This is a genomic window from Prauserella endophytica, from assembly GCF_005146945.1.
GTDB classification, from domain to species: Bacteria; Actinomycetota; Actinomycetes; order Mycobacteriales; family Pseudonocardiaceae; genus Prauserella_A; species Prauserella_A endophytica.
In genome coordinates this window covers 108,122-121,759 of sequence record NZ_SWMS01000014.1, presented here as the reverse complement: position 1 = coordinate 121,759, position 13,638 = coordinate 108,122, and the positions used below count along the sequence as shown (strand labels likewise).

At 70.5% G+C, this 13,638-nt stretch carries 11 protein-coding genes; 4 read left to right on the top strand and 7 right to left on the bottom strand.

Annotation, left to right across the window (positions count from 1 at the left end):
* Positions 1-32 precede the first annotated feature (32 nt).
* Complete coding sequence (locus FCN18_RS24045) at positions 33-2,663, bottom strand: valine--tRNA ligase (RefSeq protein WP_137096132.1); 2,631 nt, start codon at positions 2,661-2,663, stop codon at positions 33-35.
* Between the two features lie 57 nt (positions 2,664-2,720).
* Between FCN18_RS24045 and FCN18_RS24040 the strand changes: the two genes are divergently transcribed.
* Entirely contained in the window at positions 2,721-2,996 is a 276-nt protein-coding gene (locus tag FCN18_RS24040) for a class I tRNA ligase family protein (RefSeq protein ID WP_137096131.1), read from the top strand.
* A gap of 58 nt (positions 2,997-3,054) precedes the next feature.
* Positions 3,055-5,358: an FdhF/YdeP family oxidoreductase gene (locus tag FCN18_RS24035; RefSeq protein ID WP_137096130.1), complete on the top strand. Its 2,304-nt coding sequence runs from the start codon at positions 3,055-3,057 to the stop codon at positions 5,356-5,358.
* Positions 5,359-5,440: 82 nt separating this feature from the next.
* Here the strand turns inward: FCN18_RS24035 and FCN18_RS24030 are convergent, their stop codons facing one another.
* The 5 genes from FCN18_RS24030 to FCN18_RS24015 form a co-directional block, all read right to left on the bottom strand.
* Positions 5,441-6,118 carry a GOLPH3/VPS74 family protein gene (locus FCN18_RS24030; protein WP_137096129.1) on the bottom strand — a complete coding sequence of 226 codons (678 nt, stop codon included), beginning with the start codon at positions 6,116-6,118 and terminating at the stop codon, positions 5,441-5,443.
* Between the two features lie 43 nt (positions 6,119-6,161).
* Positions 6,162-6,587: a VOC family protein gene (locus tag FCN18_RS24025; RefSeq protein WP_112275552.1), complete on the bottom strand. Its 426-nt coding sequence runs from the start codon at positions 6,585-6,587 to the stop codon at positions 6,162-6,164.
* A 5-nt stretch (positions 6,588-6,592) separates the two neighbouring features.
* Positions 6,593-9,127, bottom strand: coding sequence for a M14 family zinc carboxypeptidase (locus FCN18_RS24020; protein WP_228714102.1), 2,535 nt, complete (start codon positions 9,125-9,127; stop codon positions 6,593-6,595).
* Between the two features lie 95 nt (positions 9,128-9,222).
* Entirely contained in the window at positions 9,223-9,357 is a 135-nt protein-coding gene (locus FCN18_RS40610; protein WP_255565667.1) for an MFS transporter small subunit, read from the bottom strand.
* Complete coding sequence (locus FCN18_RS24015) at positions 9,354-10,718, bottom strand: L-lactate MFS transporter (protein ID WP_112275548.1); 1,365 nt, start codon at positions 10,716-10,718, stop codon at positions 9,354-9,356. The genes FCN18_RS40610 and FCN18_RS24015 overlap by 4 nt, the downstream gene beginning before the upstream one ends.
* A 124-nt stretch (positions 10,719-10,842) precedes the next feature.
* Between FCN18_RS24015 and fdhD the strand changes: the two genes are divergently transcribed.
* On the top strand, positions 10,843-11,670 hold the full coding sequence (fdhD, locus tag FCN18_RS24010; protein ID WP_137096127.1) for a formate dehydrogenase accessory sulfurtransferase FdhD: 828 nt from the start codon (positions 10,843-10,845) through the stop codon (positions 11,668-11,670).
* Between the two features lie 25 nt (positions 11,671-11,695).
* Positions 11,696-12,625, top strand: a complete 930-nt coding sequence (locus FCN18_RS24005) for an alpha/beta hydrolase (protein ID WP_137096126.1) — start codon at positions 11,696-11,698, stop codon at positions 12,623-12,625.
* A gap of 44 nt (positions 12,626-12,669) precedes the next feature.
* Here FCN18_RS24005 and FCN18_RS24000 read toward each other — a convergent pair whose 3' ends face one another.
* Entirely contained in the window at positions 12,670-13,605 is a 936-nt protein-coding gene (locus FCN18_RS24000; RefSeq protein ID WP_407675789.1) for an anti-sigma factor RsbA family regulatory protein, read from the bottom strand.
* Positions 13,606-13,638: the final 33 nt, after the last annotated feature.

The window sequence follows — 13,638 nt, the reverse complement described above, 5'->3', positions numbered from 1 at the left end:
CGGAACGCAAACCACTTTGCCGAATCGGCAAATCAGGACGGCAGGGCCTCCAGGCGAGCCGTGATGCGCTCGATGTCGGCGGCCGCCGTGTCGCGGCGCACGCGGATCTTGTCCACGACCTCGGCGGGAGCCTTGTCGAGGAACGCCTGGTTGCCGAGCTTGCCCTCGGTCTGCCTGAGCTCCTTCTCCGCCACGGCGAGGTCCTTCTCCAGGCGCTTGCGCTCGGCGGCGACGTCGATCGTGCCCGAGGTGTCCACCTCGACAGTCGCCGCGCCGCTCGCGAGTGAGACCTCCAACGACGCCGTCGCCGCGAAGTCGTCCCCCGGGGCACCGAGGCGGGCCAGCGAGCGGATCGCCTCCTCGTGCCCGGCCAGCGCGGCGAAACCGGGGCCCGAGAGCCGGGTGGTGACGCGCTGCCCCGGCTTGAGGCCCTGGTCGGAGCGGAACCGGCGGATCTCGGTCACGAGCTTCTGCACGTCGGTGATGCGTGCGTCGGCCGTGGCGTCGGCGACGGGCAGCGCGTCCGCGCTCGGCCACTGCGCGACGACGAGCGACTCTCCCTCGCCGCCGGTGAGCGTGGTCCACAGGCGTTCCGTGATGAACGGGATGAACGGGTGCAGCAGCCGCAGCACGGTGTCCAGCGCGTGCCCGAGCACCGCACGCGTGCCCTCGGCCTTGTCGCCGGAGAACTGGACCTTCGCCAGCTCCAGGTACCAGTCGCACAGCTCGTCCCACGTGAAGTGGTAGAGCGCGTTGGTGGCCTTGGCGAACTGGAAGTCCTCCAGCAGCTCGTCCACTTCGGACACCACGGCGGCGAGCCTGCCGAGGATCCAGCGGTCGGCCTCGGTGAGGTCCTCGGCGGCGGGCAGCGGGGTGGCCACGGTGGCGCCGTTCATGATCGCGAACCGCGTTGCGTTCCACAGCTTCGTGCAGAAGTTGCGCGAACCGGCGGCCCACTCCTCCGCCAGTGCCATGTCGGCGCCCGGGTTGGCGCCCCTCGCGAGCGTGAAGCGCGTGGCGTCGGCACCGAAGCGGTCCATCCAGTCGAGCGGGTCGATCACGTTGCCGCGCGACTTCGACATCTTCTTGCCGTTCGCGTCGCGGATGAGCCCGTGCAGGTAGATGTGGTCAAAGGGCTGGACCTCGTCCATCGCGTACAGGCCGAACATCATCATCCTGGCGACCCAGAAGAAGAGGATGTCGTAGCCGGTCGACAGGACGCTGGTCGGATAGAACTTCGCCAGGTCGGCGGACTGCTCCGGCCAGCCCATCGTCGAGAACGGCCACAGGCCGGACGAGAACCACGTGTCCAGCACGTCGGGGTCCTGGTGCCAGCCCTCGCCCGACGGCGGCTGCTCGTCGGGGCCGACGCACACGGTCTCGCCGTCGGGGCCGTACCAGACCGGAATCCGGTGCCCCCACCACAGCTGGCGCGAGATCGTCCAGTCGTGCATGTTGTCGACCCAGTCGAAGTAGCGCTTGGCCAGCTCCGGGGGGTGGACCTTGGTGCGGCCATCGCGCACGGCGTCGCCCGCGGCGCGGGCCAGCGGCTCGACCTTGACCCACCACTGCAGCGACAGCCTCGGCTCCACCACCGTGTCGCAGCGGGAGCAGTGCCCGACGGCGTGCACGTACGGCCGCTTCTCCGCGACGATCCGGCCCTGCTCACGCAGCGCGGCGACCACGGCGGGGCGCGCCTCGAACCGGTCCATGCCCTCGAACGGGCCGTGCGCGGTGATCACCGCGCGTTCATCCATGATGGACAGCATCGGCAGGTCGTGGCGCCTGCCGATCTCGAAGTCGTTGGGGTCGTGCGCCGGCGTCACCTTCACGGCGCCGGTGCCGAACTCGGGGTCGACGTGCTTGTCGGCCACGATCGGGATCCGGCGGCCGGTGAGCGGCAGCTCCACCTCGGTGCCCACCAGGTGCGCGTAGCGCTCGTCGTCGGGGTGCACCGCGACGGCCGTGTCGCCGAGCATCGTCTCCGCACGCGTGGTGGCCACCACGATCGCGGCGTCTGCGTCGCCGTAGCGGATCGAGACGAGCTCGCCGTCGTCGTCGGAGTGGTCGACCTCGATGTCCGACAGCGCCGTGTGGCAACGCGGGCACCAGTTGATGATGCGCTCGGCGCGGTAGATCAGGCCGTCGTCGTAGAGCTTCTTGAACATCGTCTGGACGGCGCGCGAGAGCGTCTCGTCCATCGTGAACCGCTCGCGCGACCAGTCGACACCGTCGCCGAGCCTGCGCATCTGGTCGAGGATCTTGCCGCCGTACTCGGCCTTCCACTCCCAGACGCGCTCGACGAAACGCTCCCGGCCGAGGTCGTGCCGGGAGACGCCCTCGTTGGCGAGCTGCCGCTCGACGACGTTCTGGGTGGCGATGCCCGCGTGGTCCATGCCGGGCAGCCACAGCACCTCGTAGCCCTGCATCCGGCGACGGCGCGTGAGCGCGTCCATCACGGTGTGGTTCAGCGCGTGGCCCATGTGCAGGCTGCCGGTGACGTTCGGCGGGGGTAGCACGATCGTGAACGGCGGCTTGTCCGACGACGCGTCGGCGGTGAAGTAGCCCGCGTCTACCCAGCGCTGGTACAGGGCGGCCTCTTCGTCGGCCGGGTTCCAGGCGTTGGGCAGGTCGGTCTGCTGCTGGGGCGTCTTCTCCGTCACAACCAGTCAGTCTACGAACCGCCGTTTTCCGCTCGTCACCGACGCCCGGGCCCGCCCATGATGGCCGCGTGGCCGAGGTCACCCCGGACGTCCCGGACCGGCCGTCGCTCGACGGTCTCGACGTGCGGTGGGCCGCTGGGCGCCTACCGCTTCACCCCGCCCGGCACGCGGGCCGGGGTCTTCTCGATCGGCACCCCGCCACCCACGGTGAGCGGCTCACTGCACATCGGCCACGCCTTCTCCTGCACCCACACCGACATCGTGGCCCGCTTCCAGCGCATGCGCGGCGGGCACGTCTGCTACCTGATGGGCGAGGTCGCACTCGGGGTGTGATCAAGCAGACAGCCTCGGGCGACGGCGCCGAGGGCCCCGTCGGCTGAGAATGGCGGACGTGGCACGACACGCACCGGAGCACGACGTCGACGAGAACCAGCTGGAAGTCGGCAAACCCAAGGAGTGGGCAGCGGGCCTGCCCGGTGTGGCGGTGTCGCTGCGCCGGGGCTTCGAGCAGATGGGCGCCGGACGGACCGTCCGCACGCTCCGCCTGCTGAACCAGCGCGAGGGCTACGACTGCCCCGGCTGCGCGTGGCCGGAGCCGAGGGAGTCCGACGGCGAGCACCGCAAGTTCGCCGAGTTCTGCGAGAACGGCGCCAAGGCCGTCGCCGAGGAGGCGACCAAGCGCAGGGTGGGTCCCGAGTTCTTCGCGACCCACTCGATCGCCGACCTCGCGGACAAGAGCGACTACTGGCTCGGCCAGCAGGGCCGCCTGACGCAGCCGATGGTGCTGCGCGAGGGCGCCACGCACTACGAGCCGATCTCGTGGGACGACGCGTTCGCGCTGACAGCCGAGAAGCTGCGAGGCCTGGCCGATCCGAACGAGGCGATCTTCTACACCTCCGGGCGCACGAGCAACGAGGCGGCGTTCCTCTACCAGCTGCTGGTGCGTTCGTTCGGCACCAACAACCTGCCCGACTGCAGCAACATGTGCCACGAGTCGTCGGGCGCGGCGCTGTCGGCGTCGACGGGCATCGGCAAGGGCACGGTGTCGCTGGCCGACATTCATGAGGCCGACCTGATCGTCGTGATCGGACAGAACCCCGGCACCAACCACCCGAGGATGCTCTCGGCGCTGGAGCGGGCGAAGGCCAAGGGCGCCAAGGTGATCGCGGTGAACCCGTTGCCGGAAGCCGGGCTGCTGCGGTTCAAGAACCCGCAGAACGTGCGCGGCGTCGTCGGCAAGGGCAGCCCGCTGGCCGACGAGTTCTGCCAGATCCGCCTCGGCGGCGACCTCGCGCTGTTCCAGGCGATCGGAAACCTGTTGCTGCGGTGGGAGGACGCGGCGCCCGGCACGGTACTCGACACCGGCTTCATCGAGAAGTCCACGCACGACTTCGCCGACTACGCCAAGCAGGTGCGCGCCCTCGACTGGGCCGAGGTCGACCGCGCGACCGGGCTCGCGCGCGAGCAGATCGCGAAGGTCGCCGGCATGATCGCCGAGTCGGAGCGCACGGTCTACTGCTGGGCGATGGGCCTGACGCAGCACAAGCACGCCGTGCCCACCATCCAGGAGGTCGCGAACCTCGCGCTGCTGCGCGGCATGGTCGGCAAGCCGGGCGCGGGCCTGTGCCCCGTGCGCGGGCACTCGAACGTCCAGGGCGACCGCACGATGGGCATCTGGGAGAAGATGCCCGAACCGTTCCTCGCGGCGCTGGAGACGGAGTTCGGCATCCCCGTGCCCCGGCAGCACGGCTTCGACGTCGTGGACTCCATCCGCGCGATGCGCGACGGACAGGGCAAGGTGTTCTTCGCCGTGGGTGGCAACTTCGCCTCGGCGACCCCGGACACCGAGCTGACCGAGCGGGCGCTGCGCTCGTGCGAGCTGACCGTGCACGTGTCGACCAAGCTCAACCGATCGCACGTGGTGCACGGCCGCACGGCGCTCATCCTGCCGACCCTGGGCCGCACCGAGCGGGACGTGCAGGCGGGCGGCGAGCAGTTCGTGACGGTGGAGGACTCGATGTCGGCGGTGCACGCCTCGCGGGGTCGGCTGGCGCCCGCGAGCGAGCACCTGCTCTCCGAGGTCGCGATCCTGTGCCGGCTCGCACGGGCGCTGTTCGGCGAGGAGCACCCGGTGCCGTGGCGCGAGTTCGAGCGCGACTACGACGCGATCCGCGACCGCATCGCGCGCGTGGTGCCCGGCTGCGAGGACTACAACGCGCGGGTGCGTGAGCCGGACGGGTTCGTGCTGCCCAACCCGCCGCGAGACTCCCGCGAGTTCACCGGAACCCTGACGGGCAAGGCGATGTTCGGGGTGAACGAGCTGGAGTACCCCACCGTGGGCGAGGGCAGGCTGCTGCTGCAGACGCTGCGCAGCCACGACCAGTACAACACCACGATCTACGGCCTCTCCGACCGCTACCGCGGCGTGGAGGACGGGCGGCGTGTGGTGTTCGTGAACCCGGCCGACCTCACCGACCTCGGGATCGCGGACGGCGAGCTGGTGGACCTGGTGTCCGAGTGGTCGGACGGCGACCGCAGGGCCGAGCGGTTCCGCGTCGTGGGCTACCCGACCGCACGGGGCTGCGCCGCGGCGTACTTCCCCGAGGCGAACGCGCTGGTGCCACTGGACTCCGTGGCGAGGACGTCCAACACACCGGCGTCGAAGGCGATCGTGGTCCGGCTCGAACGCGCCTGACCGCCGCCTGACCCAAAGCAGTGAAGGCCACCTTCACTGCGTTGAACGCAGTGAAGGTGGCCTTCACTGCGGTTGGCCGGGGCTACGTGTTGGGGGTCGTGAGGATCGTCGGGACGAACAGGGCGACCATCACCGCCGCCGTCATCTCCTCGACGGCCTTGCGCATGGCCTCGCCGGCCCAGTTGCCCTCGGCGATCTCCTTGGCCCTGCGCTCGACCAGACCGGGATCGTCGCTCTCTACGACGCGAGTGACCACGCCCATGCCGGTGAGCAGCGCGATCAGCGCGCCGGTGCGCTCACCCGGGTCCTCCCCGTGAACGAGCACACGGTCGAGCTCGGCCCGCGTCCGCTCCTCGTCCCGGGAGTCCTCGGCGGGCCAGCGCGTGACAGGAAAGAGCTTGAGGATCCTGCCTTCCTCGCGGCGAAGGATGCCCCGCTCGGCGAGCCCTGCGAGCAGACGCTCGGACAGTCCCTGGCCCGTCAGCGGGCCGATCGCGTCCTTCGGCTTCCGGCCCTCCATTGTGGACAGCGTCGCGAGCGCGCCGTCGAGCACGCCATGCCCGGCCGGTGAGTCGTCCCTGACCGCGAGCCTGCCCGCCTTGCCGTCGTCGGACTCGGGGGTGACGTCGACCCGGCCCAGCATCGCCAGCTCGATCAGCAGCGCCCCGGCCAGTGAGTACTCCAGGTTGTGCACCCCGGAGACCGGCTTGCCCTCGGTGTCGTCGAACACCAGCAGGAGCAGGTCCTCAGCGATCAGCATTCCCCGAGCCTAGAGGCCGTGGACGACGTTCGCAGGAGAACCGCTACTTCGCGAAGATCTGCGACTCGTCGGCGAAAGCCTTGAACTCCAGCGCGTTACCCGCCGGGTCGAGCAGGAACATCGTCCACTGCTCCCCCGGCTCGCCCGCGAAGCGCTGGTACGGCTCGATGACGAACTCGGTGCCCGCCGCCCGCAGCCGCTCGGCCAGCTCGTGGAAGCCGTCGACCGGCAGGATCAGCCCGAAGTGGGGAACGGGAACCGCGTGGCCGTCGACCGGGTTGTGCCCCGCGGTCGGCTTGTGCCCCGGCACCACGTGGGTCACCACCTGGTGGCCGTGGACGTTCCAGTCCACCCACGCCGTGTCGGAGCGGCCCTCGGGAAACCCGAGCACGCCACCGTAGAAGTCGCGGGCCTTACCCAGGTCGTCGACGGGAATGGCGAGGTGGAAGGCGGGGCGGTTCGAGCTCATGCCGCCTAGCCTACTGCCGTCCAGTACAGCGCCTTGGCGACCTGCGAGTACAACCCCTTCGGGTGACCGCGGAACAGCGGCTCCGTGCCGAAGAGCACCGTGCGCGCACCCGCACCGGCGACCCCGGACACCACCGACGCCTCACCCGCCGCCTGGGCCGGGCCGCGGTCGGCGGACCCGGGCAGCCAGTGCCCCGCCACGAGCGGGCCGTCCTCGGCGTACCGCTGCTCGGCGACCACGCCGGAACCCAGGTCCGTGAACCACAACGGCGAGTACACGAACGAATGGGCAGGCGAGCCCGCGCCGGTGACGCCCTCGCCGCCCGACACGGCGACCACACCGTTGGCATCGGAGCGGCCCCTGACCGCGGTGACGGGAAGCAACCCGGCCTCGGCGTTGAACGTCGCACCCGTCGAGCCCCTGGTCACCACACCGCCGTCGGTGAGGAACGCGGCGAGCCGCTGCCTCGCCTCGCCGGTCAGCTGCGAGTAGGAGAGCCCCGCCGACACGAACAGCGTGTCCACCCCGGCGAGGTCGAAGCCGTCGTTGAGCGCCCGCGTCGAGAGGGGCCGCACGTCGAAACCCAGCTCCCGCAGCACGAACAGCTCATCGGCCGACACGGCCGCGGCGATCACCGGTTTGCGCAGCACCGGCCCGCGCTCGCCCGAGGGCGCACGGGTGAACCGCACGCCGAAGCGCTCGGCCGCCGTCTCGGCCTGCCGCCGCGCGGACGCGGGCACCACGACGGTGCCGTCGTCCTGCCGGTGCGCCGTGACCCCCTGTCCGGCGAGGAAGTTCACCGCCTGCACGTCCTTGCCGTCGGCCACGGCGAGCGCGAGGTCCCTGCCGCGCGGGACGTCGATACCACCCGTCGGCGACGCCACCGACACCGGCGTGGTCCGCACCTTCGGCGCCTGCTCGCGCGAGACGTCCACCGTGGCGCCCCAGAGCAGCCCGAGGCTCCAGCCGGAGATGTCGTACATCCTTGGCACGTCGGCGGAGATGTCCTTGCCCTCGGCGAGGATCACGTTGGCGAGCCCGCGCTTGGGCTGGTGCATGTCGACCACGTAGGAGCCGGCCGGATAGGTCCGGCCCGCGAGCCGGAACGGGTGCAGGGCACGGGTCACGCGCACGTCGTTGGCGATCAGATGGTCCACGAGCCGCGCGGCGGCGGGCGCCGAGCGCTGCGCGTCGCCGGCGGGGATGACGTAGGCGCGGGGGAACTCGGCCGAGTAGCGGTCCTCCTCGCCGAATCCGGGCACATAGCCGTCCGGGATCTCCCGCTGCGGCTCACCGGCCCAGCCGCGGCGGAACATCTCGATCTGGTCGGCGATCAGCTCGCGCCGGTTGTCCTCGGCGTAGGCGATGCCCGCGGTGATCGTGGTGGCGGCGACGTCGGTGTTGATGCCCGAGCGGCGGCGCAGCTCCTCGACCGGCAGCTGATCGTACTCGCCACGGTTGACCCGCAGCGGCACCTCGACCGTGTGCCCGATGGCGCCGTGGTAGATCGCGTACATGGGGGTGAAGATCGGCGGCCAGTCGTCCCACTCGCCAGGCGGGTAGTCGCGGAAGGGGATGTCGGCGCGGGCGGTCTCGGGGTGCCCGAGCCCGGCGATGGCCTTCTCCATGCCGAGTGCGTTCTCGTAGGCGTGCTTGAGGTACAGGTCGTACTCGTAGTTCTGGCCGTGCGGCGGGGTTCCCGGCTCGATCAGCGTGGTGCCGGTGTAGCCGTGTTCGTCGAGCATCACCAGCGGCTGCGTGCCGATCACCACGTCGCGCACCGCCCTCGACTCCGGCTGGGTCGACGTGATGTGGTCGCGGTTGACGTCGAACCCGGCCGCGTTGGCCCTCGTGCCCGCCACGCGGCCGTCGGGGTTGTTGGTGACGGTGAAGTAGATCCGGGTGCTCTGCAACATCCGCACCTCGGCGGGGTCGGTGGTGGTCGCGAGGTCCTCGATCACGCGCATGGCGCCGTCGGTGCCCTCCCACTCGTCGCCGTGGATGTTCGCGTTGATCCACACCGGCGCCTTGTAGCCCGCGGCGAGCCCGCGGTCGCGCGCCGCCGCGCGGGGATCGTTCTCGATGAGCTCACGCCAATGGTCCTGCTGCCGCGCCTGCGCAGGCGTCTCGGGTGCTGTCACCGTCACCAGGTACAGGTCGCGCCCGAGCGTGCTCTGCCCGATGACCTCGGCTGAAACCCGGTCGCTTCGGTCCTGCAGGTCGTTGAGCCTCGGCGCGATCGCGTGGTAGGGCAGCAGCCCGAGCTTGATGGCCTTGTCGGCCGGTTCCTCGGGGAAGACCCGCAGCTCGGTCTGCCGCGGATAGCCCTGCCGGCCGCCGCCTCGGCGGTTCTCGTCCTCGGCGGCGACCAGCGCGCGTGCTGGCACGGCGGTCGCCGCGGCCGTGCTGCGCTCGGCGCCGTTGCCGGGATCCCGGTGCGCCGAGGGGGTCTGCGCCTGCGCGGGGACGGTCAGCACCGGCAGCACCAGCGCCAGCAGGACCACGAGCACAGCTCGACGAACCGAACGCGGTGCGACCACACCAACCTCCCCAGCCCCAGGCAACGCCCGCTAGTCTTTCCGCTCGCTAACGAGTTGGCAAGACGCGGAACGTAACCGGCTGGTAAAGCGTGGTCTCAACCGCCGAAGAGCTGCACGACCTTCCTGATCAGCTCGTAGAGGCCGTAGGCGAAGGGCAGGCCGACCCACAACCACACGAGGACCAGCAACGGCGTCCGTCGCGCGGGCCGGGACTCGGGTGTCTCGCTCACCGGGCCTCCTTCTCCGAGCCGACCGCCTGCTCGGCGGAGGGCTCGTGGAACTTCGGGTGGACGGGCCGCACCAGCTCGTTGGCGATGAAGCCGACGATCAGCAGGCCCATCATGATGAACAGCGACGTCGAGTAGAGGGCGGGTCCCTGTTTGCCCGCCGCCTCCTGGCTGTCGGCGATCGCGTTGACGATCAGCGGGCCAAGCACGCCCGCCGCCGACCACGCGGTGAGCAGCCTGCCGTGGATAGCGCCGACCTGATAGGTGCCGAACAGGTCCTTGAGGTACGCGGGCACCGTCGCGAACCCGCCGCCGTAGAACGACAGGATCACCATGGCGCACAACACGAACACGAGCTTCGAGGTGTTGGTGGTGAGCGCGATGACGAGGTACAGCAGCGCGCCGACCCCGAGGTAGAGGCGGTAGATGTTCTTCCGCCCGACGATGTCCGATGTGGACGACCAGACGAACCGGCCGAGCATGTTGGTCAGCGACAGCAGCCCCACGAACCCGGCCGCGGAGGCGGCACCGACCGGCGTGGACGTCTCGCGGAAGAACTCCGTGATCATCGGCGAGGCCTTCTCCAGGATGCCGATGCCCGCGGTGACGTTGAAGCACAGGATCACCCACAGCAGCCAGAACTGCGGGGTCCTGATCGCGTTGCGCGCGGAGACGTGTGCCGTGGTGATCATCTTGCCGGCGGTGCCGTCTCCGGGATTCCAGCCCGCCGGCTTCCAGCCCTCGGCGGGCACGCGGACCAGCAGCACGCCCATCGACATGAAGACGAGGTACACAAGGCCGTGCACGAGGAACGCGGTGGCGATGCCGCTCGTGGTCCCGCCGAAGGACTCCAGCATCTGGCTCGACCACGGCGAGGCGATCAGGGCACCGCCTCCGAAGCCCATGATGGCGATGCCGGTGGCCATGCCCGGCCGGTCGGGAAACCATTTGATGAGGGTCGACACCGGTGAGATGTAGCCGATGCCGAGCCCGATCCCGCCGATGACGCCGTAGCCGAGCACCACGAGCCAGTACTGCGAGAGCGCCACACCCAGCGCCGAGACGAGGAAGCCGGAGCAGAAGCACGTCATCGACACGAACATCGCCCAGCGCGGCCCGTTGCGCTCCACGAGCGTGCCGCCGAACGCGGCCGAGAGCCCGAGCATCACGATGCCGAGCTGGAACGGAAGGGCACTCTCGGTGCCACTGAGCCCGAGGGCCTCCTCCAGCGGCGGTTTGAACACACTCCAGGCGTAGACCTGCCCGATCGCCAGGTGTACGGAGAGGGCGGCCGGGGGAACCAGCCACCGGCTCCAGTTCGCTGGTGCGATGCTGTGAGAACGGTCCAGGAAACCGAGTGCCACTCCGGCACCTCCGTACACTGAATACTGTCGAAAGTATGCGAAGACTTCGCTAGCCGAGAATGTATTACACGAAGTGGACGCTCGCAGCAAAGGGCTGTCGAACGTCGGTGGGGAGTGAGGTCCTATGGGCAGAGTGACGGTACGCAGACCGGTACGCAAGCTCACCGCCGACGGGCAACGGCGCAGGCCGGACGCGCTGGCCGCGGAAGAGCCCCTCGAGCTGCGGGTCTCCGGCAAACCGCTCGCGGTGACCATGCGCACACCCGGACACGACGTGGAGCTCGCCCACGGCTTCCTGCTCTCCGAGGGCGTCATCGGCTCGCGCGAGGACATCGCCACCGCCCGCTACTGCGACAGCGTCGACGACACCGGCCGCAACACCTACAACGTGCTCGACCTCGCGCTCGCCGAGGGCGTGCCGGAGCCGGACACGGGCGTCGAGCGCAACTTCTACACGACGTCCTCGTGCGGGGTGTGCGGCAAGGCCGCGCTCGACGCCGTCAAGCTGCGCACCCGGTTCGACCCGTCCGGCTCGCCGTTCACGGTCAGCACGACCGTGCTGGCAGGCCTGCCCGACGCCCTGCGCGAACGGCAGCGGGTGTTCGCCGCGACCGGCGGCCTGCACGCGGCCGGGCTGTTCACCTCCGAAGGGCGGCTGCTGGCCGTGCGGGAGGACGTGGGCAGGCACAACGCCGTCGACAAGGTACTCGGCTGGGCACTGCTCGAAGGGCGCATCCCGCTGTCCGACTGCGGCCTGCTGGTCTCCGGGAGGGCTTCCTTCGAGCTGGTTCAGAAGGCGGCGATGGCGGGTATGCCCATGCTCGCCGCGGTGTCGGCTCCGTCGTCGCTCGCCGTGGAACTCGCCGAGGAGAACGGCATGACCCTCGTCGGTTTCCTGCGCGGCGAGAGCATGAACCTCTACACCGGGGAAAAGAGGATCATGGAAGGCTGAGGACGGCGAGCTGGAGGGAGGACGTGTGCCGGCAGGGCGAGACGGTGCGGCTCGCGGGCCGAGCAGGCGGGCGGTCCTGCTGGCCGGTGTGGCTTCCGGTGTGGGAGCCGCCGCGGCGATCACGACCGGTGTCCTCAGCGAGTCGTCCTCCACCCCCGCTTCGGCGCTGCGCCGCTCGGCGAGCTCGTCGTTCCCCGCCGTCCTCTCCGGTCCCGGTGCCACCGTGGCCGACCGCGTGTACTCGCACGCTCGGGGCCGCCACGTCGACCTCGTGCTCGTGCTGCCGACCCGGAAACCGCCGCCAGGGCTGCCCATGTCGGTGCTGCTGCACGGGCGCAACGGCTCCGCCCGCAACGCGGCTCCGCCGGGCCTCGCCCACCGGCTCGGCAGGGACATCTCCAACGGCAGGGTGCCGCCGTTCGGGTTCGTCGCCGTGGACGGGGGCAACAGCTACTGGCACGAGCACCACCCCGGCGACGACCCGCTGGCCATGCTGCTCGACGAGATACCCGGCTGGCTGCGCGAGCGTGGCCTCGGCGACGCGAAGGGCAAGCCGTTCGCCGTCACCGGCACCTCGATGGGCGGCTTCGGCGCGTTCGTCTACGCCCGGCGGCGCAACGAGCGGCACGACCCGGTCGACGCCATCACGGCGATCTCCCCCGCGTTGATCACGTCGTGGAGGCAGATGCGCAAGCGCAAGGCCTTCGCCGACGAGGCGGAGTGGGCGTCGCTGGACCCGTTGCGCCACATCGGCGCCACCCGGGGCACCCCGACCGCCGTGTGGTGCGGCGAGCAGGACCCGTTCATCAAGGGCGTGCGGCAGTTCATCCGGCGGGCCAGGCCCGAGCTGGCGCACACCGCGCCGGGCGGACACAACGGGAAGTTCTTCCGGAGCACGGTGCCGAGCCTGGTCCACTTCCTCGGCCGGCACGCGCCGCGCCTGCGGATGGATTAGCTCGCGGCTGAGGCCGCCCTGCGAGCGCCATCGTCAGACACGGCCTAGGGCAAGCGAAGGTAGACCCTCGTGATGGTGCCGCTGTCGGTGCGGTACGTGCGCACCAGGTCGGCGATGTGGTTGACCAGGAGCAGGCCGCGGCCGCCGACCTGGCTCAGCGGCACCGGGCGGCGTCCCGCCAGCGGATCGGCGAGCTGACCCGAGTCCTCGACCTCGCACACGAGGTGGCCGCCTTCGGCCCACAGCCGCAGCTCGCCGCCGCCCCCGCCGTGCTGCACACTGTTGCCGGTCAGCTCACCCACGGCCAGCACGAGGTCCTGTAGCCGCTCCCCCGGCAGCCCGGCGTCGGCGGCGAAGTCGAACGCGAAATGCCGGACCCTGGCCAGCTCACTGACGGTGAAGGTCATCGCGGCCGCGGCGGGCGACGGCGACAGCGGGGCGTTGTACGTCGCCACGATGTCGTCGGGCGAGTAGCGCTCGCTGACGGTCTGCCCGATGTCGTCGATCAGCAGCGGGTGGGTGGCCTCCGCGTCGGCCAGCACCGACGCCGCCAGGCTCGTCGTGTCGTACGGGCACAGGATGGTGGCCTCCCGGCCCGCGAAAGCGGCGTTGATCAATGCCTCGTGCTGGGCACAGGCCGGGTACTCGTCCTCGCTGCGGCCGGCCCAGATCGGCTCGCCGATGATGCGCACCGGGCCGGGGTGGGCGTCGGCGAACGCACGCAGCACACCAGGGATGATCCGGCCCGGATTGCGCCCCGCGTCGCCCATGTCGATCAGCAGGACCTCGCCCGCGGCATCGCCCAGCGCGTCCTCGATCCGGGCCAGGTTCCGCCCGGGAACCGCCACCGCAACGGGCTCGCCCCCAGCGAGGCCGTCGAGCACGAACGGGACGGTGCCGGCCAGATACGTCGACTCGTCGCGATAGAAGAGCGCCGGATGGATGAACGCACCGGCGTCCATGTCGCGTATCGTCGTCACAACCTGCGGTCCTCTTCGTTCGACGCGCTTCCC

Excerpts from the sequence above, each read along its gene's own strand:
- fdhD (WP_137096127.1), top strand. The coding sequence starts at position 10,843 with ATGGGCAGAGTGACGGTACGCAGACCGGTACGCAAGCTCACCGCCGAC.
- FCN18_RS24025 (WP_112275552.1), bottom strand. The coding sequence starts at position 6,587 with ATGAGCTCGAACCGCCCCGCCTTCCACCTCGCCATTCCCGTCGACGAC.
- FCN18_RS24040 (WP_137096131.1), top strand. The coding sequence starts at position 2,721 with ATGATGGCCGCGTGGCCGAGGTCACCCCGGACGTCCCGGACCGGCCGT.
- FCN18_RS24030 (WP_137096129.1), bottom strand. The coding sequence starts at position 6,118 with ATGCTGATCGCTGAGGACCTGCTCCTGCTGGTGTTCGACGACACCGAG.